Source organism: Saccharopolyspora endophytica, from assembly GCF_018070075.1.
Classification (GTDB): Bacteria; Actinomycetota; Actinomycetes; order Mycobacteriales; family Pseudonocardiaceae; genus Saccharopolyspora; species Saccharopolyspora endophytica.
In genome coordinates this window covers 136,515-161,836 of sequence record NZ_JAGPXE010000003.1, presented here as the reverse complement: position 1 = coordinate 161,836, position 25,322 = coordinate 136,515, and the positions used below count along the sequence as shown (strand labels likewise).

The 25,322-nt window shown below is 71.3% G+C and carries 27 protein-coding genes; 17 read left to right on the top strand and 10 right to left on the bottom strand.

Features of this window, described 5'->3' with window-relative positions:
* The first annotated feature begins 104 nt into the window (after positions 1-104).
* The gene (locus KBO27_RS08345) at positions 105-1,058 is read left to right on the top strand and encodes a DUF3048 domain-containing protein (RefSeq protein ID WP_210969401.1); all 954 of its coding nucleotides are present in this window, start codon (positions 105-107) and stop codon (positions 1,056-1,058) included.
* Here KBO27_RS08345 and KBO27_RS08340 read toward each other — a convergent pair.
* Entirely contained in the window at positions 1,055-2,500 is a 1,446-nt protein-coding gene (locus KBO27_RS08340) for an Nramp family divalent metal transporter (RefSeq protein WP_307870294.1), read from the bottom strand. The two genes, KBO27_RS08345 and KBO27_RS08340, sit on opposite strands and share 4 nt — an antisense overlap.
* A 206-nt stretch (positions 2,501-2,706) precedes the next feature.
* On the opposite strand from KBO27_RS08340, the gene KBO27_RS08335 reads away from it, so the two are divergent.
* The 9 genes from KBO27_RS08335 (at position 2,707) to KBO27_RS08295 (ending at position 9,565) form a co-directional block, all read left to right on the top strand.
* On the top strand, positions 2,707-3,192 hold the full coding sequence (locus tag KBO27_RS08335; protein ID WP_210969400.1) for an NUDIX domain-containing protein: 486 nt from the start codon (positions 2,707-2,709) through the stop codon (positions 3,190-3,192).
* 114 nt (positions 3,193-3,306) lie between these two features.
* Positions 3,307-4,128, top strand: coding sequence for a CoA transferase subunit A (locus KBO27_RS08330; RefSeq protein ID WP_210969399.1), 822 nt, complete (start codon positions 3,307-3,309; stop codon positions 4,126-4,128).
* On the top strand, positions 4,125-4,880 hold the full coding sequence (locus KBO27_RS08325) for a CoA-transferase subunit beta (RefSeq protein ID WP_210969398.1): 756 nt from the start codon (positions 4,125-4,127) through the stop codon (positions 4,878-4,880). Before KBO27_RS08330 ends, KBO27_RS08325 begins: the two co-directional genes overlap by 4 nt.
* A gap of 46 nt (positions 4,881-4,926) precedes the next feature.
* On the top strand, positions 4,927-5,679 hold the full coding sequence (gene pcaH, locus KBO27_RS08320; protein ID WP_210969397.1) for a protocatechuate 3,4-dioxygenase subunit beta: 753 nt from the start codon (positions 4,927-4,929) through the stop codon (positions 5,677-5,679).
* Positions 5,679-6,239 (top strand): protocatechuate 3,4-dioxygenase subunit alpha, encoded by a 561-nt coding sequence (gene pcaG / locus KBO27_RS08315; RefSeq protein WP_210969396.1) that lies wholly within the window; start codon positions 5,679-5,681, stop codon positions 6,237-6,239. Before pcaH ends, pcaG begins: the two co-directional genes overlap by 1 nt.
* A gap of 38 nt (positions 6,240-6,277) precedes the next feature.
* Positions 6,278-7,594, top strand: coding sequence for a 3-carboxy-cis,cis-muconate cycloisomerase (pcaB, locus tag KBO27_RS08310; protein WP_246536591.1), 1,317 nt, complete (start codon positions 6,278-6,280; stop codon positions 7,592-7,594).
* Entirely contained in the window at positions 7,591-8,349 is a 759-nt protein-coding gene (gene pcaD / locus KBO27_RS08305; protein ID WP_210969395.1) for a 3-oxoadipate enol-lactonase, read from the top strand. Before pcaB ends, pcaD begins: the two co-directional genes overlap by 4 nt.
* Positions 8,346-8,729: a 4-carboxymuconolactone decarboxylase gene (gene pcaC, locus KBO27_RS08300; protein WP_210969394.1), complete on the top strand. Its 384-nt coding sequence runs from the start codon at positions 8,346-8,348 to the stop codon at positions 8,727-8,729. Before pcaD ends, pcaC begins: the two co-directional genes overlap by 4 nt.
* Before the next feature lie 35 nt (positions 8,730-8,764).
* Positions 8,765-9,565, top strand: coding sequence for an IclR family transcriptional regulator (locus tag KBO27_RS08295; protein ID WP_132673405.1), 801 nt, complete (start codon positions 8,765-8,767; stop codon positions 9,563-9,565).
* A 205-nt stretch (positions 9,566-9,770) separates the two neighbouring features.
* Here the strand turns inward: KBO27_RS08295 and KBO27_RS08290 are convergent, their stop codons facing one another.
* Positions 9,771-10,526, bottom strand: a complete 756-nt coding sequence (locus KBO27_RS08290; protein WP_210969393.1) for a FadR/GntR family transcriptional regulator — start codon at positions 10,524-10,526, stop codon at positions 9,771-9,773.
* A gap of 150 nt (positions 10,527-10,676) precedes the next feature.
* Here KBO27_RS08290 and KBO27_RS08285 point away from each other — a divergent pair, with 150 nt between their 5' ends.
* The 3 genes from KBO27_RS08285 to KBO27_RS08275 are packed head-to-tail and all read left to right on the top strand — an operon-like array spanning position 10,677 to position 13,488.
* Positions 10,677-11,411, top strand: a complete 735-nt coding sequence (locus KBO27_RS08285; RefSeq protein WP_132673407.1) for a (Fe-S)-binding protein — start codon at positions 10,677-10,679, stop codon at positions 11,409-11,411.
* 17 nt (positions 11,412-11,428) lie between these two features.
* Positions 11,429-12,856 (top strand): LutB/LldF family L-lactate oxidation iron-sulfur protein, encoded by a 1,428-nt coding sequence (locus KBO27_RS08280; protein WP_210969794.1) that lies wholly within the window; start codon positions 11,429-11,431, stop codon positions 12,854-12,856.
* Entirely contained in the window at positions 12,853-13,488 is a 636-nt protein-coding gene (locus KBO27_RS08275) for a LutC/YkgG family protein (protein WP_210969392.1), read from the top strand. The genes KBO27_RS08280 and KBO27_RS08275 overlap by 4 nt, the downstream gene beginning before the upstream one ends.
* A 4-nt stretch (positions 13,489-13,492) precedes the next feature.
* Here the strand turns inward: KBO27_RS08275 and KBO27_RS08270 are convergent, their stop codons facing one another.
* Positions 13,493-14,524, bottom strand: coding sequence for a DUF3616 domain-containing protein (locus tag KBO27_RS08270; RefSeq protein WP_210969391.1), 1,032 nt, complete (start codon positions 14,522-14,524; stop codon positions 13,493-13,495).
* A 162-nt stretch (positions 14,525-14,686) separates the two neighbouring features.
* On the opposite strand from KBO27_RS08270, the gene KBO27_RS08265 reads away from it, so the two are divergent.
* Positions 14,687-14,899, top strand: coding sequence for a DUF8847 domain-containing protein (locus KBO27_RS08265; RefSeq protein WP_132673410.1), 213 nt, complete (start codon positions 14,687-14,689; stop codon positions 14,897-14,899).
* 53 nt (positions 14,900-14,952) lie between these two features.
* On the opposite strand, the gene KBO27_RS08260 is transcribed toward KBO27_RS08265, so the two are convergent.
* Both KBO27_RS08260 and KBO27_RS08255 read right to left on the bottom strand, forming a co-directional pair.
* A complete protein-coding gene (locus KBO27_RS08260) occupies positions 14,953-16,431 on the bottom strand; it encodes an APC family permease (RefSeq protein WP_210969390.1) in 1,479 nt (492 codons plus the stop codon).
* A gap of 22 nt (positions 16,432-16,453) precedes the next feature.
* Positions 16,454-17,281: a GPP34 family phosphoprotein gene (locus KBO27_RS08255; protein WP_246536590.1), complete on the bottom strand. Its 828-nt coding sequence runs from the start codon at positions 17,279-17,281 to the stop codon at positions 16,454-16,456.
* Positions 17,282-17,484: 203 nt separating this feature from the next.
* Between KBO27_RS08255 and KBO27_RS08250 the strand changes: the two genes are divergently transcribed.
* Positions 17,485-19,341 carry an ABC transporter ATP-binding protein gene (locus tag KBO27_RS08250; RefSeq protein WP_210969793.1) on the top strand — a complete coding sequence of 619 codons (1,857 nt, stop codon included), beginning with the start codon at positions 17,485-17,487 and terminating at the stop codon, positions 19,339-19,341.
* A gap of 7 nt (positions 19,342-19,348) precedes the next feature.
* Here KBO27_RS08250 and KBO27_RS08245 read toward each other — a convergent pair whose 3' ends face one another.
* Positions 19,349-19,834 carry a MarR family winged helix-turn-helix transcriptional regulator gene (locus tag KBO27_RS08245; protein ID WP_210969388.1) on the bottom strand — a complete coding sequence of 162 codons (486 nt, stop codon included), beginning with the start codon at positions 19,832-19,834 and terminating at the stop codon, positions 19,349-19,351.
* Between the two features lie 28 nt (positions 19,835-19,862).
* Positions 19,863-20,492, bottom strand: a complete 630-nt coding sequence (locus KBO27_RS08240) for a hypothetical protein (protein ID WP_210969387.1) — start codon at positions 20,490-20,492, stop codon at positions 19,863-19,865.
* 10 nt (positions 20,493-20,502) lie between these two features.
* On the opposite strand from KBO27_RS08240, the gene KBO27_RS08235 reads away from it, so the two are divergent.
* Positions 20,503-20,904 (top strand): hypothetical protein, encoded by a 402-nt coding sequence (locus KBO27_RS08235; protein WP_210969386.1) that lies wholly within the window; start codon positions 20,503-20,505, stop codon positions 20,902-20,904.
* Positions 20,905-20,936: 32 nt separating this feature from the next.
* On the opposite strand, the gene KBO27_RS08230 is transcribed toward KBO27_RS08235, so the two are convergent.
* Positions 20,937-21,929 (bottom strand): PHP domain-containing protein, encoded by a 993-nt coding sequence (locus KBO27_RS08230; protein ID WP_307870293.1) that lies wholly within the window; start codon positions 21,927-21,929, stop codon positions 20,937-20,939.
* A gap of 123 nt (positions 21,930-22,052) precedes the next feature.
* Between KBO27_RS08230 and KBO27_RS08225 the strand changes: the two genes are divergently transcribed.
* On the top strand, positions 22,053-23,120 hold the full coding sequence (locus tag KBO27_RS08225; protein WP_210969385.1) for a tartrate dehydrogenase: 1,068 nt from the start codon (positions 22,053-22,055) through the stop codon (positions 23,118-23,120).
* Here KBO27_RS08225 and KBO27_RS08220 read toward each other — a convergent pair.
* Both KBO27_RS08220 and KBO27_RS08215 read right to left on the bottom strand, forming a co-directional pair.
* Complete coding sequence (locus tag KBO27_RS08220; RefSeq protein ID WP_246536589.1) at positions 23,110-24,453, bottom strand: amidase; 1,344 nt, start codon at positions 24,451-24,453, stop codon at positions 23,110-23,112. The two genes, KBO27_RS08225 and KBO27_RS08220, sit on opposite strands and share 11 nt — an antisense overlap.
* A gap of 60 nt (positions 24,454-24,513) precedes the next feature.
* Entirely contained in the window at positions 24,514-25,296 is a 783-nt protein-coding gene (locus KBO27_RS08215) for a hypothetical protein (RefSeq protein WP_210969383.1), read from the bottom strand.
* Positions 25,297-25,322 lie beyond the last annotated feature (26 nt).

The following is a 25,322-nucleotide window of genomic DNA, read 5'->3' as shown; positions in this document are numbered from 1 at the left end:
CTTACCTCCGCGCGCGCCTCCCCCAGGCTCAGGACCTCGATCGAAATGCGAATTCTTTCCAGATCCGTAGGCTCGGACAGCAGGGGGAAGGAGTCGGCCGCACCATGCGCACCCGCTTACGCACGTTCTTCGCCGCGCTGATCGCGATCGCGACCCTCGCTCTGACGGGTTGCCAGCCGACCCCGGCTCCACCTCCACCGCAGGGCGGCGGCACCACCTCCGGCGAGCAGGGCGGCGCAGCGACGCCTGACGGACCGCCGGTGGTGGCGGTCAAGATCGACAACTCGTCCGAGGGGCGTCCACCGGTGGGCATCGACGCGGCGGACGTGGTCTACGTCGAGCCGGTCGAAGGCGGGCTGAGCCGGATCCTGGGCATCTTCGCGACGCACAAGCCCAAGACCGTCGGCCCGGTGCGCAGCGCGCGCGAGACCGACGCCGAGCTCCTCCCCCAGTACGGGAGACCCACGCTGGCCTACTCGGGCGCGGCTCCCGAGGTGCTGCCGATCATCGCGGCCGCCCCGCTGACCGACGCCTCCGACGCCAACGCGCCCGACGCCTACTCCCGCGACGAATCTCGCCCGGTTCCGCACAACCTGTTCGTCGACTCGACCAGGCTGCCGCCGGCGCAGCCGTGGCCCGGAGCGAGCAGGCCGGTGATCGGCGACGTTCCCGGCGGCGGCGCGCCCACCGAGCGCTACGAGGTCCGCTACCCCGCCGCCACCATCGGGTTCTTCTACAATCACCCGTCGCAGCGGTGGATGGTCTCGATGGACGGCGAGCCCTACGCGGCGGTGCACAGCGGACGGCTCGGCGTCTCGACCGTGATCGTCCAGAAGGTGCGCACGCACGATTCGGCGGTGCGCGACGCCGCGGGCAACCCGTCGCCGGTGGCCGAGAGCATCGGCAGCGGTCCGATGGTGATGCTGCGCGACGGCAAGAGCTTCGAGGGCACCTGGAACCGGCCCTCCCCCGAAGCTCCCACCACCTACACCGACCGGACCGGCGCACCGCTCACGGTGGACACCGGTCAGGTCTGGGTCGTGCTCAGCCCCGTCTAGAACTGGTCGACGAGCAGGGCGATGGAGAAGTAGCCGTAGAACACCACGGCCACGCACATCATGACCATCCGCCAGCCGCCCAGCCGGATCGAGCGCGGGAGGAACCGGCGGTTCGTGAAGATCAGCAGCATCGAGTACAGGAACATCACCACGCCGCCCGCCGACGAGGAGATCAGGATCAGCGCCAGCGGCTCCTCGGTGCCCGACAGCAGGATCGCCGAACCGGCGATGATCATCACCCAGATCACCGCGAAGTAGATGCGGCTCTCGGTGACCTTCGTGCTGCCGCGGAAGAACGTGACCTTGACGGTGTCGGCGGTCAACCGGCTGACCCAGTCCATGATGCCCAGCTGGGTGGAGAACAGCGCGATCGCACCGGCCATCCAGAACGCGGTCTGGAACCACCCCCCGAAGCGCTCGCCGAAGATCTCGCCCTGGGCGCGGATGAAGTCGAAGTCGTCCTCCGGCAGCGGAACGCCGAACACCGTGGCGTAGGCCAGCACCGACATGATCACCAGCGTTCCGCAGCCGAGCAGGAAGAAGGTGCCGAACTGCTCGACGTTGGCGACCTTCCACCAGCCCTTCCAGCGGCGCCGGTTCTCGTCGCTGTCGAGGAACATGTGCCCGGTGCCCGCGGCGGCGGCTTCCTGGCCGGTGAACGGCGAGGTCACGCGCGGCATGTACTGCCCCATGCCCATCTGCTTGTCGCGCGCCCAGTTGCTCTGGACCAGGTTGTTGCCGCCACCGGCGCCGGCGAAGGCGATCGCGCCCAGCAGCGCGGCGATCCCGCCGACCTCCTCCATCGGCGGCAGTTGCCCGACGTGGGCGAAGCTCGCGCCGAACGCGGCCCAGTCGGACAGCCCGGTTCCGACGAACAGGGCCACCACGAGGAACACCGCGATGCCGCCGACCAGCACCATCTCGACGCGTTCCACGGTCTTGTAGACCACTTTGGACAGGGTCAGGGCAGCACCGATGGCGACCATGGCCACGATCGCGATGGGCACCGGAGACCCCGCCCCGGCCACGTAGGTGACGATGGTGGCCGCACCGGTCGCCCAGCCCGGCCACAGGTTCGGGATGATCGCGATGACGGTGATCAGCACGCCCAGGGGCGGCCAGATCCGGGTGAAGCCGGTGACCGCGGTCTCGCCGGTGGCCAGCGTGTACCGCTCGATCTCCATGTTGAGGATGTACTGCATGAAGAAGCCGAGCACGGCCGTCCACATCAGAACGAGCCCGACCTGGCTGGTGATGTAGGGCCACAGCACGAACTCGCCGGAACCGATCGCGGTGGCGGTGAGGATGATGCTGGCCCCGAAGATCTGGCGGAACGTGCGGGGTTCGGGCAGGTCTCGGTACTTGGCCGCGGGAAGGAATCTGCTGGGCAGTTCGCGGGCTTCGGCCCCTGCCTCCGGTACCTCTCGATCCTGGATGGCCACGATGCCTCCTGGCTGGAGCGGATTCGGCCGATCAGGTGTAGCAACCCGAACCGGCTCTGTGAACCAGATCACAGAACTTGATCCATCCCGAATGTCCGATTTGAGATCTGTGCGCAGCGGAAACACCCTTTCGAACGCAGGTGCTCACACCGCCCTCTCGGGTAAAGTGATCTTTTCTCCGCACCTCGCCGAAGGGACCCGCACCAATGCCCAAGTTCTCCTGGCACACCGACCCCGTTCCGGCGGGTCTGGCGGTGCGGCAGGTGTACGGGTTCCTCTTCGTCCCCGACGGCAGGCTCCTGATCCGCCTCGACGGCACCAAGCACACGCTGCCCGGCGGACGCCCGGAGCCGGGCGAGGTCGCCTACGTCGACATCCTGCGCCGCGAAGCCATGGAAGAGGTCACCGTCGACATCGACGAGCCGCACTACCTCGGCTACCAGTGCGTCAACGACGGCATCTCGCCCTACGCGCAGGTCCGGATGGCGGCACTGATCTCCTGCGCCTACCCGCCCGCGCCGGACCCCGACAGCGGGCGCACCTACCGGCGACTGCTGGTGCACCCGAGCAAGGCCGGCGACTTGCTGGCCTGGGGCGAGACCGGGTACCTGCAGGCCACGGCCGCCGCCGAGGCCGCCGTCGGGATCCTCGGCCTGCCCGCCGACGGACTCCCGGCCGCCAGCGAGCTCTGACCGCTCCCGCACCCTTCAACCAGGCGAAACCGCCCTTGACCTGGCCGCAGCGGGTCCTCTATCGTTCGCATACAGCACACTTGTTCACTATGCGCACAACGAGAGGTGGTCGGGGTGGCACGCATCCTGAGCCTTCGCGAGGCCGTCGCGGAGCTGGTCCACGACGGTGACACGGTGGCGCTGGAGGGCTTCACGCATCTCATCCCGGTCGCCGCCGGTCACGAGATCATCCGGCAACACCGCAAGGACCTGACGCTGATCCGGATGACGCCGGACATCGTCTACGACCAGATGATCGGCGCGGGCTGCGCGCGCAAGCTGGTCTTCTCCTGGGGCGGCAACCCCGGCGTCGGGTCGCTGCACCGCTTCCGCGACGCCATCCAGAACTCCTGGCCGGTGCCGCTGGAGATCGAGGAGCACAGCCACGCCGGCATGGCCAACCGCTACGCCGCCGGCGCCTCCGGGCTGCCCTTCGCCGTGCTGCGCGGCTACACCGGGACCGACCTGCCCGACCAGACCGACACCATCAAGCCCATCGAGTGCCCGTTCACCGGCGAGCGGCTCACAGCCGTGCCCGCGGTGAACCCGGACGTGGGCATCATCCACGCGCAGCGCGCCGACAAGACGGGCAACGTGCAGATGTGGGGCATCACCGGCGTGCAGAAGGAGACCGTCCTGGCCTCGAAGCGGTCGCTGGTGACCGTCGAGGAGATCGTCGAAGAGCTCACCCCGGTGCCCGGCGCCGTCGTGCTGCCGCAGTGGGTGGTCACCGCCGTCGCCGAGGTGCCGCGCGGCGCGCACCCCTCCTACGCGCAGGGCTACTACGAGCGGGACAACGAGTACTACCAGGAATGGGACCCGATCGGCCGGGACCGCGAGCGCTTCGAGCAGTGGCTGACGACCGAGGTCCGCGGTGCGGAGAGGAGCGCGCGATGAGCCTGGAGTTCACCTCCGACGAGATGATGACCGTCGGTGCCGCCCGGTCGCTGGACGACGGGGCGAAGTGCTTCGTGGGCATCGGATTGCCCAGCACGGCGGCGAACCTGGCGCGCCGCACGCACGCGCCGAACCTCGTGCTGATCTACGAGTCGGGCACCCTGGGCACCAAGCCGGACCGGCTGCCGCTGTCCATCGGCGACGGAGTGCTGGCCGACACGGCGGATTCGGTGATCAGCGTCCCGGAGATCTTCAACTACTGGTTGCAGCCGGGCCGCATCGACATCGGCTTCCTCGGCGGGGCGCAGGTCGACCGCTTCGGCAACATCAACACCACCGTCATCGGCGGCGACTACCGCAACCCCAAGGTCCGCCTGCCCGGTGCGGGTGGTGCCCCGGAGATCGCGGCGTCGTGCGGCGAGGTGCTGATCGTGATGCGGATGAGCCCGCGCAGCTTCGTCGACCGCGTGGACTTCGTGACCTCGCTGGGCTACGGCACCGGCAAGGGCGACCGCGAGGCGCTGGGCCTGCGCGGACGCGGCCCGGTCAAGGTGATCACCGACCTCGGCGTCCTGCGCCCGGACCCGGAGACCTGCGAGCTCACCCTCACCGAGCTCAGCCCCGGCTCCACCGTCGAGCAGGCCAAGGCGGCCGTCGGCTGGGACCTCAAGGTCGCCGACGACCTCGGGACCCAGGATCCGCCCAGTGAAAACGAGCTGGAAGTCCTGCGCGCCCTGAAAGCTACGGTCTAGAACCGCTGCGACAAGACCTGCGAACGAAGCTGTTCAAGGAGCTCCCATGACTGTTCATGAGACGCGGTCCGGGTCCGGTCTCATCCTGCCGGAGTACGCGTCCGACGATGCCTCGCACGCGCCGCTGGATTCGCCCGAATACCGGTCCTCGACGCTGCGGCACCCCAAGCAGCCGCTGCAGTACCTGCCGCAGTACCTCACCGAGGTCACCGGCCCACTGCTCGGCCAGGACCGGTGCGGCGCCCACGACGACGACCTGACCACCCAGCACGACGGGGAACCGCTGGGCGAGCGGATCATCGTCTCCGGCAAGGTGCTGGACTCCTCCGGCAAGCCGGTGCCGAACACGCTGGTGGAGATCTGGCAGGCGAACGCGGCGGGCCGCTACCTGCACCAGGGCGACCGGCACCCGGCGCCGCTGGACCCGAACTTCTCCGGCACCGGCCGCTGCATGACCGACGCCGAGGGCAACTACCGGTTCGTCACGATCAAGCCGGGCGCCTACCCGTGGCGCAACCACGACAACGCCTGGCGGCCCGCGCACATCCACTTCTCGCTGTTCGGCCAGGCGTTCACGCAGCGGCTGATCACCCAGATGTACTTCCCGGGCGACCCGCTGTTCCACCAGGACCCGATCTTCAACTCGGTGCGCGACGAGAAGGCGCGGGAGCGGATGATCTCCCGGTTCGACCTGGACTCGACCGAACCCGAGTGGGCGTTGAGCTACAAGTGGGACATCGTGCTGCGCGGTCCCCAGGCCACGGTGTTCGAGGACGAGGAAGAGGAGGACGACGACTGATGAGCGCTCCCGCCACCACCCCGTCGCAGACGGTCGGCCCGTTCTTCGCGCTGCCGCAGGGCATGCTCTGGGACGACGGCCCCGAACTCGTCCCCGCCGACCGCGAGGGCGCGGTCGTGCTGCGCGGTGTTCTCCGCGACGGCAACGGCGATCCCGTCCCGGACGGGGTGATCGAGATCTGGCAGGCCGACGAGCAGGGCCGATTCGACCACCCCGACGACCCGCGCCCGGAGTCCTCCGGCTGGCAGGGGTTCGGCCGGTGCGGCACCGACCCGGAGGGCCGCTTCTGGTTCCGCACGGTCAAACCGGGCCCGCTGCCCACTCCGGGCGGGCAGACCGAGGCGCCGCACATCGACGTGACGGTGCTGGCGCGCGGCATGCTCAACCGCGTGGTGACCCGCGTCTACTTCCCGGACGAGGCGGCCAACGACACCGACCCGGTGCTCTCGGCGGTGCCCGCGCAGCGCCGGGACACGCTGATCGGTGTCGCCGAGGCTGACGGCCTGCGGTTCGACATCCGCCTGCAGGGCGATGGCGAAACGGTGTTCTTCGCGGTCTGATGGTGCCGCGAGTCCACACGGGATCGAGGGAGGCCGGCTTGTTCGGTTCGATGTTCAGCACTCCGGAGGCCACGGCGCGCACCGGCGACGACGCGTGGTTGCAGGCGATGCTGGACTTCGAGTCGGCACTGGCCGCCGCCCAGTCCGACGCCCGGATCGTGCCCGCCGGGGCCGCGGCGGACATCGCCGCGCACTGCCGCGCCGAGGAGTTCGACGCCGCGGCCATCGCTGAGCGCGCGGTGTCCTCGGCGACTCCGGTGATCGCCCTGGTCAAGGACCTCACCGCCCTGGTCGGCCCGGATTCCCGGCCGCACGTGCACAAGGGCGCCACCAGCCAGGACGTCATCGACACGGCGGCGATGCTGGTGACCCGCGGCGCGCTGGATCTGGTCCTCGACGACCTCCGGGCAGCGGCCCGGGAGTGCGCGCGGTTGGCCGAGGAGCACCGGGACACGGTGCTCGTCGCCCGGTCGCTGCTGCAGCAGGCGCTGCCGACGACGTTCGGGCTGCGCTGCGCGGGCTGGCTGACCGCCCTGGACGAGGCGATCGCCGGGCTGGAGCGAGTCCCGTTGGCTGTCCAGTTCGGCGGCGCGGCGGGCACTCTCGCGTCACTGGGAACCGAGGGCACCGCGGTGCTGACCGGGCTCGCCGAGCGGCTCGGCCTGGCCGAACCGGTGCTGCCCTGGCACACCGACCGCACCCGCATCGCCGAGCTCGCCGGAGCCCTGGGCACGGCGTCCGGGGTGCTGGGCAAGATCGCCCTCGACGTGGAGCTGCACGCCCAGACCGAGGTCGGCGAGCTCACCGAGGGCAAGCCGGGTGGTTCCTCGGCCATGCCGCACAAGCAGAACCCGGCGACGTCTGTGCTGATCACCGCCTCGACCCAGCGGGTTCCGGGGCTGGTGGCGACGCTGCTGTCGGCGATGCCGCAGGCCTACGAGCGCGCGGCCGGGGCGTGGCAGTCCGAGTGGGAGCCGCTGACCGACCTGCTGCGGCTGACCGCCGGCGCCGCCCGCCGAACCCGAGAACTCCTGTCGGACCTGCGCGTCCACCCCGAGCGCATGGCCGCCAACCTCGAACTGACCCACGGCCTGGTGCTCGCCGAGAACACCGCGGCCCGGTTGGCCGGCGCGCTCGGCCGCACCGAGGCCCAGGAACTGGTCGCCGAGCTGTGCCGCCGCACCGTCGACCGCGGCAGCACGCTGCGGGCCGAACTGCTCGCGGAGCCGAGAGTGCGCGACGTGCTGTCCGAGCAGGACGTCATCGCGGCCACGTCCGCGAGCGATTACCTGGGCGCCGCATCGGATTTCATCGACCGGGCACTGGCCGCACACACCGGATTGGAGAAGCGGTGAACGTCAACCACGAACTGACCGGGCCCGAGGGGGCTCCGGTCGTGGTGCTGTCCAACTCGCTGGGCACCGACATGCGCCTGTGGGATGAGCAGGTCCCGGCGCTGACCGGCAGGTTCCGCGTGCTGCGCTACGACCAGCGCGGGCACGGCGGCACCGAGGGCAAGCCCGGTCCCTACACGCTGGCGCAGCTGGGCGGCGACGTGCTGGAACTGCTGGACCGGTTGGACATCGCCGAGGCGCACTTCGCCGGGGTGTCGCTGGGCGGCATGACCGGGATGTGGCTGGCCGAGCACGCGCCGGAGCGCATCGGACGGCTGGCGCTGATCTGCACCTCGGCGGACCTGGGCGGCACCGCGTGGCTCGACCGCGCCGCGACCGTGCGCGCCCACGGCATGGCCGCGATGGTCGAGCCGTCCCTGCCCCGCTGGTTCACCCCGGCCGCGGCCGAACGTCCCGACGTCCGGGCGAAGTTCGGCGACATGATCACCAGGGCCGACGCCGAGGGGTACGCGGCGTGCTGCGAGGCGATCGCCGGGATGGACATCCTCGACGACCTGCCGGCCATCACCGCCCTCACCCTGGTGATCGCCGGTGCGGAAGACCCCGCCACTCCCCCGTCGCACGCCGAGCGCATCGCCGCCGGTGTCGCGGGCGCGCGCGTGGAAGTGCTGTCGCCGGCCGCGCACCTGGCCAACGCCGAGCAGCCCGAGGCCGTCAACCGGCTGCTGCTGGAGCACTTCGGAGGAGCCGCATGAGCGACGAAGCCCGCCACGACGCGGGGATGCAGGTGCGCCGCGCGGTCCTCGGTGATGCGCACGTCGACCGCGCCAACGCGCGCAAGACCGAGTTCACCGAGGACTTCCAGGACTTCATCACCCGCTACGCGTGGGGCGAGGTGTGGACCGGCGACGGCGTCGACCGGCCGACGCGCAGCATGCTGACGCTGGCGATCCTGGCCGCGACCGGCTGCGAGGACGAGTTCGCGATGCACGTGCGCGCGGCCCGCCGCAACGGCCTGGAGCCCGAGCGGATCAAGGAGGTGCTGATGCACGTGGCGATCTACGCGGGCGTGCCCCGCGCGAACACCGCCTTCGGCATCGCCAATACGATCCTCGCCGAGGAGCAAACGGAGTAACTTCACCTGGAGCTGCGCCGACGAGGGGATCATCGATGGAATCCGAGTCCGACACGGGCACCGGGTACGTGCAGTCGCTGGCGCGCGGGCTGCTGGTGATCCGCGCGTTCAACGAGGCCAACCCGGAGATGACGTTGTCGGAGGTCGCCCGCGCGACCGATCTCTCGCGCGCGGCGGCCCGCCGGTTCCTGCACACCCTGGTGCACCTGGGCTACGTGTGGACCGACGGGCGGGTGTTCGCGCTGACCCCGCGCGTGCTGGAGCTGGGCTTCTCGTACCTGTCGAGCGTGTCGCTGCCGGAGATCGCCCAGCCCCACCTGGAGCAGCTGGTCTCCGAGGTGCACGAGTCGGCGTCGGTGTCGGTGCTCGACGGCACCGACGTCGTCTACGTCGCCCGCGTGCCCACCTCGCGGATCATGGCGGTCTCGATCAACATCGGCACCCGCTTCCCCGCCTACGCGACCTCGATGGGCAGGGTGATGCTGGCCGATCTGCCCGAGGACAAGCTGCACGCGCACCTCGACCAGATCGACCTCGCGCCGCTGGGCCCGCACACCATCACCACCCGCGCCGACCTCGTCGAGGAGCTGGCGCGCATCCGGGAGCAGGGCTGGGCGCTGGTCGACCAGGAGCTGGAGGCGGGCCTGCGCTCGATCGCGGCGCCGATCCGCGACCGCTACGGCCGGGTCGTCGCCGCCGCCAACATCTCCTCGCACGCCAGCCGGACCACGCTCGAAGCCGCGCACGAGGACCTGCTGCCGCCCCTGCTGGACACCACCCGCCGCATCGCCGCCGACCTCGCGGTCTCCCCGCAGTCCCGCGCGGTGGTCCGCTGAGCTGGGGCGGTTTCGCGGTTGCTTTGCTCAGCGGTGCGGGTGGCGGAACCTGAGCGGCTTCGTGGACTCCGTGCGCCGCTCCTGATGTATGTCCAGTGCACGGCGTCCCGGCGTACTCGCCACGAAACCGCTGACGAACCCGCGGCGGTGCGAGCTTGAGTCCCACACCTGAAAAACACCGGCTCCGCCGCGCTCCTCACGGCACCTAGGGCAGTTCCTGGGCCCAGCCGTGCCGGTAGGAGGCGCGGATGTGGGACTCGGTGAGCTTCTCGGCGGCGTCGGCGTCGCCGTCCCGCAGCGCCTGGTGGATCGCGCGGTGGTCGTGGCGCAGTTCCTCGGCGATCGGGTACCAGTCGTCCCCGCGGTCGTCGAACGCCGCCAGCAGCGGTCGGCGCATCGACTCCCGGATGGCGATGGTCATGTCCGCGACGAGCCGGTTCCCACCGGCTTCGGCGATGCCGACGTGGAACTCGGTGTCGAGGTCGTTGAAGCGGGCGCGGTCGCAGTCGGGCGAGTCCATCTCGTCGAGGAGTTCGCCGAGCCTGGCCAGGTCGTCGGGCCGGGCGCGGGTGGCGGCGTGCCGGGCGCTCTCGCGTTCGAGCATGATCCTGGCGCGCACCACGTCGGCGACGGGGAAGTTCGCCAGCGCCACGTGCAGTCGCAGCAGCCGGGTCAGCGCCTCGCTGGGCAGGGCGGCCACGGTGGTTCCCGAATCGGGCCCGGTGCCGACGTTCATGCGCAGCACTCCCTGGGCTTCCAGCGCGCGGAAGGCCTCTCGCACCGCGGCTCGGCTGACGCCGAGCATCTTGGCCAGGTCGCGTTCGGCGGGCAGCCGGTCACCGACCTCGAGCGAGCCGGAGACGATCTGCTCCTCGACCCGGTCGATGACCAGCTCGTAGGTGCGGGTGCGCGCGACCGGACGCCATTCGGCGTCGGCCGCGTCGGATTCGAAGCCGGTCACTCGGGTCCCCTTTACACGCGCCGTCGCCGGTACCTAGGGTAAGTCTCCGCTATGGTCGGACCATACAATGGTCAGCAAGTCCGGTGTTGTGGCGCGCGGTGCGCGAGGATGCTCGTGAGCCCCGGACGGAGAGGAACCGGTGATGCGCGCATGAGGGTGGCACTGTTCGCGACCTGTCTCGGCGACACGCTATTCCCGTCAGCCCCGAAGGCGACGTTGCAGGTCCTGGAGCGGCTGGGCTGCGAGGTGGACTTCCCCGCGGCCCAGACCTGCTGCGGTCAGATGCACACCAACACCGGGTACCGGAAGCAGGCGAAGTCCTCGGTGCGGACCTTCGTCGACGCCTTCGCCGGCTACGACGCGATCGTGGCGCCGTCGGGTTCGTGCGTGGCCTCGGTCCGCCACCAGCACGCGATGGTCGCCGACGGCGACCGCGCGCTGACCAGCGCCGTCGAGCGCACGGCGCCGAAGGTGCACGAGCTCTCGGAGTTCCTGGTCGACGTGCTGGGCGTGACCGACGTCGGCGCCTACTTCCCGCACCGCGTCACCTACCACCCCACCTGCCACTCGACGCGGCTGCTGCGGGTCGGGGAACGCCCGGTGCGGCTGCTGCGCGCGGTGCGCTCGCTGGACCTGGTGGAGCTGCCCGCGTCCGACCAGTGCTGCGGCTTCGGCGGCACGTTCGCGCTGAAGAACCCCGACGTGTCGGTGGCGATGGGATCGGACAAGGCGCGCCACGTGCGCGAGACCGGCGCGGAGGTGCTGTGCGCCGGGGACTCCTCGTGCCTGATGCACATCGGCGGATTGCTGTCCCGCCAGCGCTCCGGGGTCCGGGTGCTGCACCTGGCCGAGATCCTGGCTTCGACGGAAGGAGACCAGCTGTGAGCGCGACCCACCTGGGCATGCCCTCGTTCCCGGACGCGGCCAAGCGCGAGCTCGCCGATTCCCAGCTCCGGCACAACCTGGCCAACGCCACCACCACGATCCGCCGCAAGCGCGCCGACGTCGTCGACGAGCTCGACGACTGGGCGCAGCTGCGCGAATCCGGGGCGGCGATCAAGGCCCACACGCTGTCCAACCTGGACACCTACCTGGAGCGGTTCGAGACCGCGGTGACCGAGGCCGGCGGCACGGTGCACTGGGCCCGCGACGCCGAGGAGGCCAACCGGATCGTCACCGAGCTGGTGCGGGCCACCGGCGAGCGCGAGGTCGTCAAGGTCAAGTCGATGGCCACCCAGGAGATCGAGCTCAACGAAGCGCTGGCCGAGGCCGGGATCGACGCGTGGGAGACGGACCTGGCGGAGTTGATCGTCCAGTTGGGACACGACACCCCCAGCCACATCCTGGTGCCGGCGATCCACCGCAACCGCGCGGAGATCCGGGAGATCTTCCGCAGCGAGATGGGCAAGGTCGGCACCCCGGCTCCTGACGACCTGACCGACGAGCCCGCGCGCCTGGCCGACGCGGCGCGCCGGCACCTGCGGGAGAAGTTCCTGCGCGCCAAGGTCGCGATCTCGGGTGCCAACTTCGCGGTCGCCGACACCGGGACCCTGGTGGTCGTGGAGTCCGAGGGCAACGGGCGGATGTGCCTGACCCTGCCGGAAACGCTGATCAGCGTGGTGGGCATCGAGAAGATCGTGCCGAGCTGGCAGGACCTGGAGGTGTTCCTGCAGCTGCTGCCGCGGTCGAGCACCGGCGAGCGGATGAACCCCTACACCTCGACCTGGACCGGGGTGGCCGCCGGTGACGGGCCGCAGGAGTTCCACGTGGTGCTGCTGGACAACGGGCGCACCAACGCGCTGGCCGACGAGGTCGGCAGGCAGGCCCTGCGCTGCATCCGCTGCTCGGCGTGCCTGAACGTGTGCCCGGTCTACGAGCGCACCGGCGGCCACGCCTACGGTTCGGTGTACCCGGGGCCGATCGGCGCCGTGCTGACGCCGCAGCTGCGCGGGACCGCGTCCGAAGTGGACAAGTCCCTGCCGTACGCGTCCTCCCTGTGCGGTGCGTGCTACGACGTGTGCCCGGTGGCCATCGACATCCCGGACCTGCTGGTGCACCTGCGCACTCGCGTCGTCGAGGAGCACTCGGGCGTCCGCGACAAGCCGATGGACGCGCTGATGGGCGTGGCCTCGTGGGTGCTCGGCGATGCGAAGCGGCTGGCGGTGGCGCAGAAGCTGGCGTCGTGGAGCCGGAAGGTGATCGGCCGCCGCGGCACGATCGGCCGGCTGCCCGCGCCGCTGTCGCGGTGGACCGACGCGCGGGATGCGCCCGCGCCCGCGCAGGAGTCGTTCCGGTCCTGGTGGGAGCGGAACCGAGGAGGCAAGGCATGAGTTCGAACTCGGCTCGCGAGGCCGTGCTGGGGAAGGTGCGGCGGGCGCTGCGCGATGCCGAGCGCACTCCCCTGTCGGCCGTTCCCCGCGACTACCGCACGGCGCGTCCGCTGGCGGATCTGGTGGGGTCGTTCTGCGAAGCGGTGGCCGACTACCAGGCCACTGTGGACCGGGTGGCCTCCGACGCCGTCGCACCGGCGATCGCCGCGACCGCGCGCGCGGCCGGAGCGCGTCGGCTGCTCATCCCGGATGGGGCACCACAGGCGTGGTCGGCCGCTCTGGGCGAGGAGTTCGAGCTCGTCGACCCGGCAGCCGACACGGCGGCGTTGGAGCAGGTCGACGCGGTGATCACCACAGCCGCGGTGGGCATCGCCTCGACCGGCACGATCGTGCTGGACCACGGCCCGGGCCAGGGCCGCCGGGCGGCCACCCTGGTCCCGGACCTTCACATCTGCGTCGTCGGCGAATCCCAGGTCAGCGACGACGTGCCCGCCGCGCTGTCGCGCCTGGACCCGGTCCGCCCGACGACGTTCATCAGCGGTCCCTCGGCCACCAGCGACATCGAGCTCAACCGCGTCGAGGGCGTGCACGGCCCCAGGACGCTCCACGTCCTGGTCCACCCGGACGCCTGACCGGTCAGAGCGGGACGACGTCGGCCAGCACCGCGCCCGGCTCCTCCAGCCGGTGCGGTGCTGGGCTGTCGTAGACGACGAGGAGCTCACCGGAGGGCAGTAGCGCGATCCCCTCGGCGTGGTCGTCGCCCTCGCCGTGCGGCAGGTCGAGCTCGCGGTGCAGTTCGCCGCGGTGGACGACGTCGGCGGCGTCGAGGGTGGCCGCGCCCGGCCAGCGGTAGACGCGGACCGGGCCGTCGAGATCCATCGAGGGCCCGGCCAGCAGCAGCAGGTCGTCGCCGTGCACGCACATGTCGCGGATGCCCAGACCGTCGAGGTCGAGGAAGATCTTGGCGTAGCGGTGGCCGTTGAGCTTGCGCAGCTCCAGCTCCCCGTCGTCCTCGCGGGGTTCCAGCAGCAGCACCACCGCCCAGCCGCGCAGCACCGGACCGCGCAGTCCGAGGTAGACGCGCTCCTCGCCGGGTTCCCCGTGCACCGCGATGCCTTCGACGTCGAGCCCGTTGTCCTTGCCCGGGATGGTGAGGAACGGCGCCAGGTGGTCGTCGTCGGCCAGCAGCGCGAACAGCCCTCCCCTGCCGAGGCCGGCGCTGCGGGCGCCCTCCGGGGTGCGTTCGGCAGGCACGTCGTCGGACAGGGCGATGCGGGCGAGCACCCGGCGGCTCGGTTCGGCGCTGACGGAGGCGAGGCGCTTGGCGGCCTTGGCGTCGGAGTGGTGCGACTTGATCTTGCGCCGCTTGGCGCTGTGCGACCCCACCACCCACAGGAACGGTCCGTTGCGGGAGATCCCCTCGACGTCGACCTCCTCGTCGGCCTCACCGGGCAGGTCGACGACGTCGGCGAGCGGGAAGCTCACGTGTTCCCGGTACTCGGTGGGCTTGCCGGGGTCGTCGCAGGTGAGCCGTTCGACCGTGGCCGTCTCGTCGCCGGCGATCCACAGGTGCTCACCGTCGGTGCGGACCGCCGAGAGGTTGACGTGCGTGTCGGATTCGACCGCACCGGCGGGGAAGGTCAATCGCACCGTTCGTGCTACGTTCATCCATCGTTTCTACCAGGATGTACCGGTGTGAGCTCCTGGATCTGGTGACGGGATGATCTCCTCGCCCACACGATCAAGTGACTGCGGGAACCGGGCCACGGGTGCGCGGGTCCTAGCCGATGTCGTTGTCCTCGCGTCTTTGGGAGAAGGAAAGGGGTCGCCGTGCCAGACATCCGGGTCCGGCTCCGCGGTGGGCCGCAGGACGGTCAGGAGCTGACCGTTTCGGCCGATTCATCGGGCAAACCGATCCCGCGCATCACCCTTCCCGCTCGCGCGCGCAATCCGGAGGCCGTGCCACCGCGGCTGATCTACGAGCGCGCGGGCAAGAACGGTGATGGAACCTGGGAGTTCCGCTACACGGGTGCCGAAACCTGACGCCTCGTCGCCACGGCAGGGCACGGAGCCGGGTGCCCTGCCGCGACCGCCGGTCAACGACCGACCAGCTCCTCCGGACCGATGCGCACCACGGTCGCCCGCGCGCCGAGTCCGATGCGCGCGTAGACCTCCGGTCTGGCGCGCTTGAGCACCACGCCCCAGACCAGGCCGAGCGTGAAGACCACCGCCAGGCCCGACGGAACCACCCAGCCCAGCGCGTGTCCCGGACCGACGCCCAGCGTGGTGTCGTAGGAGGAGACCGCCAGCACCAGCACGACAGCCAGCAGAACCGATGCCCCGGTGGGCGCGATCGTGGTGGGCCACGCGCCGTAGCCGTTCCCGCCGACGCGGCGGAAGTAGCCGACGACGGCGATCGAGGTCAGCAGCACCAGCAGCAGCACGCCCAGCGCACCGGTCGTGGCACCCCAGAAGAACAGGTGCACGGCCGGGTCCAGCCCCAGCACCCCCGTGGCCAGCACCGCGACGCTCGCCGCTCCGGTCGCGATCAGCGATCCGGCGACCGGCGCGGCGGTGCGGGTGCTCGTCCGCGCCCACCACGCCGGGCCGATCCCCTCCCGGCCGAGGGCGAACAGGTAGCGGGCGCACACGTGGTGGAAGGCCAGAGCCGCGGCGAACAGCGAGGTCAGGTAGAGGGCGTTGCCCAGGTCGACGATCGCGGCCGGGAGGCGGTCGGCGGCCAGGACGAACAGCAGGCGCGTGGAGTGCCGGTCGGCGGCGGCCACCACTTCGCCCGGCCCGGCGGCCTCGGTGATCGCCCAGGTGGAGGCCGTGAACAGCGCGCTGATGACCAGCAGCGACAGGAAGGCCGCGCGGATGACGGTGCGCGGGTCGCGCGCCTGCTGGGCCAGCACGGTGAGGTTGGCGAAGCCGATGAAGCCGGTGAAGGCGATCAGCAGGATCGACCCGGTCGAACCGATCACCAGCTCCGCGGGGTCGAGCGAGCCGAACCCGACGCCGCCGGGGGCGGGTGCGGCCACGAACGCCACGTCGAAGACCAGCAGCACCGTCACCTCGGCCAGCAGCAGCAGGGCGAGCACCCGCCCGTTGACGTCGATGCGCTGCACCCCCAGGGTCGCGACCAGCAGGATCGCGGCCGCCGAGAACCACCACCAGGCCACCGCGAGGCCGGTGAGCCGCTCGGCGAAATCCGCTGCGCCGACGCCGAACCCGCCGACCAGCCCGGCGAGGATCATCAGGTAGGACACCACGGCGACCGCCCCGGCCCCGGTTCCGGTGGCACCGCCGAGCCCCTTGGCGATGTAGGCGTAGAAGGCGCCCGCGTTGTCGACGTGCCGGGACATGGTCACGTAGCCGATGGCGAACGCCCCCACGACCAGCGCCATCGCCAGGTAGCCCAGCGGCACGCCGGGCGTTCCGGCCACGGCGAATCCGCTGACGGAGACACCGCCGACGATGGTGGCGGGGGCGCCGGCGGCCACCGTGAAGAACACGATCGACAGCACGCCCAGCCTGGATCCGGCCAGTGCCGCCGAGACGTTCGAAGATGGCAAGTGTCGCGCTCCTCGGATCTTCTCAGTGGCGTGGGGTGATGGCAGATCTCCCGCGTGCGACGGCGATCTCGTGCACCAGGCTGCGCAACGTGCCGGGCAGCAGCGATTCCCACGAGTCCATGCGGAAATCACCCTGGCGCTGCGCCTGTTTGGACAGACGCAGGTGCCGCAGCGCCCCGGTCTCGCGGACCAGCAGGGCGAAGGTGATCTCGGCGAGCCGTTCGGGCACGGTGATCACGCCGTTGCCGGTGGCGGTCTCGGTTCCGGTGAACAGCTCTTCGAGGTCGGCGGTGGTGTTCCCGCGGTGGTCGTCGGCGATGCGCCACGCCGCGGCCGAACCGCCGCGCAGCCCGCCCGACACCGGGACCTCGCGCAGGACGTCGACCAGGACCAGCCTGCACCGCACCTTCTCCACCGCGGTCTGCGCCAGGTACTCCAGCCAGGTGTTCAGGTCGTGCCCGGACTCGCGGCGGATCTCGCGCAGCACCGTCCAGGACAGGAAGTCCGGGCAGCGCCCGTTGCCGCTGGGCCGCACGTCGGGGGTCAGGGCGATCTCCTCCTCGACGAGCAGCTCCGCCAGCAGACCGCCGGCGCAGCCCAGCGCCAGCAGTTCCCCGTCGATCCGCGGGGAGATGCGACTCTCCCCGCTGTGCGCTGCGAGGAAGAACCGGTCCGCGATGCGCAGCGGAAGTCGCGTGCCGTCGAGCTCCGCGACGATTCGACCGTCCCTGGCCGCGCCCTTCACCACGTGGTCGTTCTCCTTCACCAGCCAGACCGGGTTCGCCGAGCTCGCCGCACTCCGGAAGGTGTCCAGGGGCGGCACTCCGCGCAGTGCACGCCCATCGTTCAAGATCAACCTCTCCGGGCGCATCGATCGGACGCGGGATGTGGCCGAATCGTTGTGGTGCCCAACTGTCCGCTTGGCGGTGCGCGGGGAACATCCGGGAGGCGCATTGACTTCCACCTAGCACGAAGTCCGAGGATGTAGTCACCCGAACCGCTGAGCACCACCACGTCACGAAGGACCACCAAGTGAACGCCAACTGGTCGACGATGCGCTCGTTCGCGAGCGACAAGTCCGTCACCCGGCAACGCCTGTCCGCCGGCCTGCTGCGCCGCATCGCCGGCTACGCCCGGCCCTACGTGCGCGACATCGTGCCGTTCCTGGTGCTGGTCGCGCTGGCCGCCGTGCTCGGGGTGGTCAACCCGCTGCTGTTCAAGGCCATCATCGACGACGGCATCGTGCCCCGGAACTTCTCGCTGGTGGTGTGGCTGGCGCTGGGGGTGGCCGCGGTCGCCGTGCTGGAGGCGGCGATGAGCCTCGCCCAGCGCTGGTACTCCGCGCGCCTCGGCGAGGGCCTGATCTACGACCTGCGCCGGGAGGTCTTCGACCACGTCCAGCGGATGCCGGTGGCGTTCTTCGTGCGCGCCCAGACCGGGGCTCTGGTCAGCAGGCTCAACAACGACGTCATCGGCGCGCAGCGTGCGCTGACCTCGACGTTGTCGTCGGTGGTGTCCAACGTGCTGAGCCTGGTCCTCGTGCTGGCCACCATGTTCACGCTGTCCTGGCAGATCACGGTGATCTCGCTGGTCATGCTGCCGCTGTTCCTGCTGCCGGTGCGCTGGGTGGGTCGCAAGCTCCAGCGCATCACCCGCGAGCAGATGCAGCTCGACGCCGAGATGAGCTCGCTGATGACCGAGCGCTTCGGGGTGTCCGGGGCGATGCTGGCCAAGCTCTACGGCCGCGCGGACGAGGAGTCCGACCGCTTCGCCCGCCGCGCCGAGAAGGTCCGCGACATGGGCATCATCTCGGCGATGTACAGCCGGGTGTTCATGGTGGCGCTGACGCTGCTGGCGGCGTTGGCCACCGCCGTGGTCTACGGCCTGGGCGGCGGCCTGGTGCTGGCCGGGGCGTTCCAGCTGGGCACGCTGGTGGCGCTGGCGACGCTGCTCAACCGGCTCTACGGACCGCTGACCGCGCTGTCGAACGTCCACGTGGACATCATGACGGCGCTGGTGAGCTTCGACCGGGTCTTCGAGGTGCTGGACCTCAAGCCGATGATCACCGAGAAGCCCGACGCCCGGGAGCTGCCCGCCGGGGCCTCCGACGTCGAGTTCGACCAGGTGTCGTTCCGCTACCCCGCTTCCAGCGAGGTGTCGCTGGCGTCGCTGGAGTCGGTGGCGCGGGCCGACAACTCCCCCGCCCACCCCGTGCTGCACGACATCAGCTTCCGCGCTCGACCGGGTCAGACGATCGCGCTGGTCGGTCACTCCGGTGCGGGCAAGACGACCATCACGAACCTGGCCGGTCGGCTCTACGACGTCAACGCGGGCGCGGTGCGCATCGGCGGGATCGACGTGCGGGAGGCGTCGCTGGCGTCGCTGTACGAGCACGTCGGGGTGGTCACCCAGGACGCCCACCTGTTCCACGACACGATCCGGGAGAACCTCGCCTTCGCCCGCCCGGAGGCCACCGAGGACGAGCTCGTCGAGGCGCTGCGGACCGCGCAGCTGGGCGAGCTGATCGAGAGCTTGCCCGACGGGCTGGACACGGTGGTCGGCGATCGCGGGCACCGGCTCTCGGGAGGTGAGAAGCAGCGACTGGCGATCGCGCGGCTGCTGCTCAAGGCGCCGCCGATCGTGGTGCTCGACGAGGCCACCGCCCACCTCGACTCGGAGTCGGAGGCGGCGGTGCAGCGGGCGCTGGCCACCGCGCTGTCGGGTCGCACGGCGCTGGTCATCGCCCACCGCCTGGCGACCATCCGGGAGGCCGACCGGATCCTGGTGATCGACGGCGGCACGATCGCCGAGGAGGGCACCCACGAGGAGCTGCTCGCCCGAGGTGGTCACTACGCGGAGCTGTACCGCACGCAGTTCGCCCCGCAGTCGGACTCCGACGAAGCGGCCTGAGGCCGGGTCAGCCGGGCGGGGCCACCGAGAGGGTTCCGCCCGGATCGACCTGGGCGAGCAGTGCGCTGCAGAGCTCGTCGAGGCTCCGGACCTGGTCCTCGTCGAGACCGTCCATGATCAGCGAGCGGACCTGCTCGACGTGGCCGGGGGCGGAGGCGACGACCTTGGCCATCCCGGCGTCGGTGAGCTCGGCGATGCTGCCGCGCGCGTCGTCCTCGGCCTTGCGGCGGGCGACGTAGCCCTGCTTCTCCAGCCGCGACACCACGTGCGAGACGCGCGAGGCCGAGGCGTTGGACTGCTGCGCGAGGTGGCTCATCCGCAGCTGGTGCCCGGGCGCCTCCGAGAGCATCGCCAGCACCCAGTAGCCGAACATCGTCAGTCCGGCGTCGCGCTGCAGCTGCGCGTCCAGAGCGGCCGGCACGACCGCCATCAGGGCGGCCAGCTTCCGCCAGGCGCGCTGCTCGTGGTCGCTCAACCAGCGCGTGTCACTCACGACCCAGAGCCTAACAGAACTTCAAGCTTCAACGAGGTTGCCCGACCAGTGGGGACACCCCTCGGGCCGCGCAGAACGAGCCGATCTTCTCGCGCAGTTCCACCGCAGCCGGGGCCGCCTGCAGCGGCGTGCGCTCCAGCGCCTTGCCGAGCCGCCGCAGTCGCCGCAGCACGGCTTCGGTCCGTCGCGCGGCGGCCGCGACCAGCACCAGGTCGACCTGCTCGACGGCTCCGTCGAGCTCCCCGCCTCGCAGCCGAGCGGCGGCCAGGTCCAGCCGCGCGAGGCACAGCTCGCCGATGCGCTGCCGCTCGGCGGGTTCCTGCGCGTAACCGGCGATGGCGGTGATCGCGTCGCGCTCGGCGCGTGCGAGGCCCACCTGGCCACCGAGCCACAGCGCGGTCGAGGAGGCGTAGCCGTACTGCTTGGCGACCGGGAACTCCATCAGCCCGGCCGGGTCGTCGGCCTCCACGACCTGCTCGCGGGCTTCCTCGGCGCGGGTCAGGGCGCGTTCGGCGGCGTGGGCGTCGCCCAGCCGCGCCTGCGCGCGGGCCTCCACGGCCGCCAGCCGCACCATGGCGGTGCCGGATTCGGGATGGTGGCGCAACCCGTCCTGGGCGAGCTCGACGGAGTCTCGACAGCGGTCGTCCCAGTAGGCCACCAGGCTCTGCGTGCCCCGGATCCAGCAGCGCAGCGCATCGGGTTTCGGCCGCCACCGGGTGCCCGAGGTCGAAGGCGGCGTTGGCCATCGCCGCGCACACCAGGCCGGTGGTGTGGAACCAGTCGCGGGCGTGGTCGGCGGGCACCCGCCGTTCCAGCACCTTCATCGCCCTGTCGCGCAGGTCCCGCAGCTCCACGTACAGCGGGAACACCGGCTGGTGCGGGTAGTCGTCGATGATGCGCGCGACGTCCGCGCGGAAGCGTTCGAGGTTCTGCGGCCCGTGGGGGCCTGGCCGGGTGGGGGTGGCGTGTTCGGTGGCCGGCATGAGCGCCTCGCTCTCGACGTGCCGTTGCCCCGAAAACCGGGCCTGGACCTGCTGCTTCGTCGCAACGGCGGCTCACGCGTACGGTGACAGCCCGTCCGAGAACCCCGCAAGTGGGACTTTCAGCCGGCGACATCCGCTGCCGGGCGGGTGTTGATGACGCGGTCGGGGCCGATGCCGCACTCCTCGGCGCGGGCGCAACCGTGGAACAGCCAGTCGAGTTGGCCGGGGGCGTGGGCGTCGGAGTCGACGCTGAACTCGCAGCCGAGGTCGCGGGCGAGTTCCAGCAGCTCGCGGGGCGGGTCGAGCCGGTCAGGACGGGAGTTGATCTCCACGGCGACCTCGTGGTCGCGGCAGGCGGTGAACACCTCCCGCGCGTCGAAGGTCGACTGCGGCCGCTTGCGGTCGCCGATGAGCCGGCCCGTGCAGTGCCCGAGCACGTCGACGTGCGGGTTGCGGGCGGCGGCGACCATCCGGCGGGTCATCGGCCCCGAGGCCATCCGCAGGTCCGAGTGCACGCTGGCCACCACGACGTCGAGCTCGGCGAGCAGGTCGTCGTCCTGGTCGAGGCTGCCGTCACCGAGGATGTCGACCTCGATGCCGGTGAGGATCCGGAACGGCGCCAGCCGCCGGTTGAGCTCGCCGACCACGCCCAGCTGCTCGCGCAGCCGCTCGGCCGACAGGCCGCGCGCGACCGTGAGCCGGGGCGAGTGGTCGGTCAGCGCCATCCACTCGTGCCCCAGCTCTCGCGCGGTGGTGGCCATCTCGGCGATCGGGCTTCCGCCGTCGGACCAGTCGGAGTGGGTGTGGCAGTCCCCGCGCAGCGCGGCGCGCAGGGTTTCGCCGTGCTCGGGGACCTCGGCCTCGTCGCGCAGCTTCACCAGGTAGTCGGGGGTGTCACCGCGGTGGGCCTGGGTGATGACCGCGGCCGTGGTGCGGCCGATGCCCTCCAGGTCGGTGAGCCCGCCGGACTCGACCCGCCGGCCCAGGTCGGAGGTCTCGGACACGACCGCGGCGGCCCGGCGGAACGCCCGGACCCGGTAGGTGGGCGCGTTCTGCCGTTCCAGCCAGAAGGCGATCTCGCGCAGCGCCGAGACCGCGCCGTCGTCGGTCACCCGTCCTTGGTAGCCCGTGACGCGCTCCTCCGCCACCGTTGCCGCACGACCCTTCCCCGCCGATGTCCCCACGCGTTAGATGAACCCGAACGTGTCCGCTCGACCTTGCGACGGGATGTGCCCATGCAGAAGTACGAGATCGCGGTGTTGCCCGGCGACGGCATCGGCAACGAGGTCATGCCCGAAGCGCTGCGCGTGCTGGACGTGATCGGCGCGAAGTACGGCGTGCGGTTCGACCACCGCCACTTCGACTGGAGCTGCGAGACCTACCGCAAGACCGGGCGGATGATGCCCGAGGACGGCCTCGACCGGCTGCGCGACCACCACTCGATCCTGCTGGGCGCGGTCGGCTACCCGGGCGTTCCGGACCACATCTCGCTGTGGGGGCTGCTGATCCCGATCCGCCGGGTGTTCGACCAGTACGTCAACCTGCGCCCGGTGCGCCTGCTGCCCGGGGTGACGCCTCCGGTGCGCGACAAGCAGCCCGGCGACATCGACTTCTGGGTGGTGCGGGAGAACACCGAGGGCGAGTACTCGAAGCTCGGCGGCCGCCAGAACGAGGGAACCGACCGCGAGACGGTGCTGCAGACCGCGTCGTTCACCCGCTTCGGCACCGACCGGATCATGCGCTACGCCTTCGACCTGGCCCGCAAGCTCGGGAAACCGCACGTGACCTCGGCGACGAAGTCCAACGGGATCTACTACTCGATGCCGTTCTGGGACGAGCGGTTCGCCGAGATCTCCCAGGAGTACCCGGAGATCCGCGTGGACCAGGACCACATCGACATCCTGTGCGCGCGGTTCGTGATGACCCCGGAGCGCTTCGACGTGGTGGTGGCCAGCAACCTCTTCGGCGACATCCTCTCCGACCTCGGTCCGGGCGTGACCGGCACGATCGGCGTCGCTCCCTCGGGCAACATCAACCCGGAGGGTCGCTACCCGTCGACGTTCGAGCCGGTGCACGGCTCGGCGCCGGACATCGCGGGCAAGGGCATCGCCAACCCGATCGGCCAGATCTGGTCGGTCGGCATGATGCTCGACCACCTGGGCCTGACCGAGGCGGGCGCGGACGTGGTGGCCGCGATCGAGCAGGTGCTCGGCGACCCCACCGCCCCGCGCACCCCGGACCTGGGCGGCACCGCCACGACCGAGGACCTCGGCAAGGCGATCGCCGAGGCGATCAACGGCTGAGTCGGGCGGCGACGGCGAACAGCCGGTCCTCCTGTCCCGGTCGGCCGACCAGCTGCAGGCCGACCGGGAGCCCGTCCACCGTTCCGGCGGGCACCGAGATCGCCGGGGCTCCGGCGAGGTTCCAGGGCCGGGTCAGCCCGATCAGCGGGCCGCGCACCGGCGTTGCCGTGCCGTTGACCTCGATCTCGCGCTGGTCGATCTCGGGCGCGGTGACGCAGGTGGTGGGCATGGCCAGCAGCTCGACCTCGTCGAGCAGCCCGGCGACCTCGGCGCGCCAGTCGTCGCGCTCACCGAGCGCCCGCACGTACTGCCAACCCGCGGTCTCACCGGCCAGCCGCAGGATCGCCAGGACGTCGTCGGTGAACAGCTGCGGCGCGTCGGCGATGCGCTCGGCGTGCACGGCGTGGGCCTCGCTGAACTGGATCGCGCCGAAGGCTCGCAGCATCCCCTCCAGCCCGCTCGGCCGGACTTCCCGCACGTCGATCCCGTCGACGTCGAGCGCAGTCCGCGCGACGCCGGTGACCCGGGGGTCGGTGGGGTGCAGCAGGTCCGGCGGGATCCAGCCGAGGGACACCTCGGAACCGCGCTCGCGGCTGGGCATCGGCCGCAGCCCGGCCAGCACCCGGTAGGCCAGCCGGCAGTCGGCGGTGGTGCCCGCGAGCACGCCGACGTGGTCGAGGGTCTGCGACAGCGGGAACACGCCGTCGGTGGGAATCGCGCCGTGGGCGGGTTTGAAACCGGCGACCCCGCACAGCGATGCCGGGATGCGCACCGAACCACCGGTGTCGGTGCCCAGCGCCAGCGGCACCATCCCGGCGGCGACCGCCGCGCCGCTACCGCCGCTGGAGCCGCCGGTCATCCGCCCGCGATCGTGCGGGTTGCGCGAGGGCCCGTTGTGGGCGCGGTCCCCGGTGGGGCCGAAGGCGAACTCGTGCGTGGTGGTCTTGCCGATGATCACCGCCCCGGCCTCCCGCAACCGCCGCACGCACTCGGCGTCCGATGTGGACACGTGGTCGGCGAAGTGCGCCGAGCCCATGGTGGTGCGCAACCCGGCCACGTCGATGATGTCCTTGACCGCCACCGGAATGCCGTGCAGCGCGCCGCGGTCGAGGCCGTCGGACAGCTCGGCGTCGGCCTTCTCCGCCGCGCGCAGCGCGCCGTCGCGGTCGAGGGTGACCACGGCGTTCAGCTCGCCGTCGAGCGCGTCGACCGCGGCGAGCGCGGCGGTGGCGAGGTCGACGGCGCGCAGCTCATCGCGGCGCAGCTGCTCGCCGAGCTCGTCGATGGTGCGGCCGTGGAAGAAACCTGTCGTGTGCTGCGTCCCGGTGCTCAAGGCGCCTCCCGCCCGGCTGATCAGCGAAGGGCTCATCTTCGGCTCGCGAATGACGATCCGTCAACGCTCGGCGCGCACCGCGGTGATCACCATCAGCGCCGCCACCAGCAGTGCCATCCCCAGCGACAGCACCATCACCCCGGCGTCGTCCGCGGGCCCGTGCCCGGACAGCCCGGAGAGCAGGGATTTCACCCCGAGGAACACCAGCAGCGCCGAGAAGCCGACCGCCGCGTCGGGCGCCCGCGCGCACAGCCGGGCGGTCAGCCGCACCAGCCGGACGGCGCCGAGCAGCGCGAGCAGGTTCGCGCACAGCACCACCACCGATCCTCCGCCGGTCGCCGAGACCGCGAAGGCGCCGAACGCCACCGCCGCCGGAACTGCGCCGAGGCTCAGCGACCCGGCGCGCGGCAGGCCGGTTTCGCCGCTCCGGAACAGCCGCCACGCGGCGACGAGCACCAGCAGCCCGAACAGCGCCGAGATCCACGCGACCCCGGCGACTCCGGTGGCCGCCAGGACGATCCGGGCCAGGGCGGAGGCCCCGACGGCGAGCACCACCAGACCTCTCGCGGCGGGGATCCGGTGGGTCAGCACCACGAGCACGACGGCCAGGTCCACGGTGACCGCGAACGCCGACCCCCACGCCGCCAGGAACTCCCCGGCTGCCGCCGGTGAACCGATGCTCAGGCCACCCGCGGCGAGCAGCGCGACCGCGATTCCGGCCGCGGCCACGGTCAGGTCGTGCCGCGTGGGGGCGCGGCCTCGGGCGCAGGTGAGCAGGTCGGTGGCCACTGCTGCGAGCAGCACGGCGACCGCTGCGAACGGGAGCAACGCGGGCACGCTCATCGGCGCCTCCGGCAGTGGGGAGCGGA

Bases quoted from the DNA above. Each gene is read 5' to 3' on its own strand.
- KBO27_RS08280 (WP_210969794.1), top strand. From the start codon at position 11,429: ATGCCCTCGTTCCCGGACGCGGCCAAGCGCGAGCTCGCCGATTCCCAG.
- KBO27_RS08250 (WP_210969793.1), top strand. From the start codon at position 17,485: ATGCGCTCGTTCGCGAGCGACAAGTCCGTCACCCGGCAACGCCTGTCC.
- KBO27_RS08270 (WP_210969391.1), bottom strand. From the start codon at position 14,524: ATGAACGTAGCACGAACGGTGCGATTGACCTTCCCCGCCGGTGCGGTC.
- KBO27_RS08225 (WP_210969385.1), top strand. From the start codon at position 22,053: ATGCAGAAGTACGAGATCGCGGTGTTGCCCGGCGACGGCATCGGCAAC.
- pcaH (WP_210969397.1), top strand. From the start codon at position 4,927: ATGACTGTTCATGAGACGCGGTCCGGGTCCGGTCTCATCCTGCCGGAG.
- KBO27_RS08325 (WP_210969398.1), top strand. From the start codon at position 4,125: ATGAGCCTGGAGTTCACCTCCGACGAGATGATGACCGTCGGTGCCGCC.
- pcaG (WP_210969396.1), top strand. From the start codon at position 5,679: ATGAGCGCTCCCGCCACCACCCCGTCGCAGACGGTCGGCCCGTTCTTC.
- KBO27_RS08285 (WP_132673407.1), top strand. From the start codon at position 10,677: ATGAGGGTGGCACTGTTCGCGACCTGTCTCGGCGACACGCTATTCCCG.
- KBO27_RS08275 (WP_210969392.1), top strand. From the start codon at position 12,853: ATGAGTTCGAACTCGGCTCGCGAGGCCGTGCTGGGGAAGGTGCGGCGG.
- pcaC (WP_210969394.1), top strand. From the start codon at position 8,346: ATGAGCGACGAAGCCCGCCACGACGCGGGGATGCAGGTGCGCCGCGCG.
- KBO27_RS08295 (WP_132673405.1), top strand. From the start codon at position 8,765: ATGGAATCCGAGTCCGACACGGGCACCGGGTACGTGCAGTCGCTGGCG.
- KBO27_RS08335 (WP_210969400.1), top strand. From the start codon at position 2,707: ATGCCCAAGTTCTCCTGGCACACCGACCCCGTTCCGGCGGGTCTGGCG.
- KBO27_RS08345 (WP_210969401.1), top strand. From the start codon at position 105: ATGCGCACCCGCTTACGCACGTTCTTCGCCGCGCTGATCGCGATCGCG.
- KBO27_RS08215 (WP_210969383.1), bottom strand. From the start codon at position 25,296: ATGAGCGTGCCCGCGTTGCTCCCGTTCGCAGCGGTCGCCGTGCTGCTC.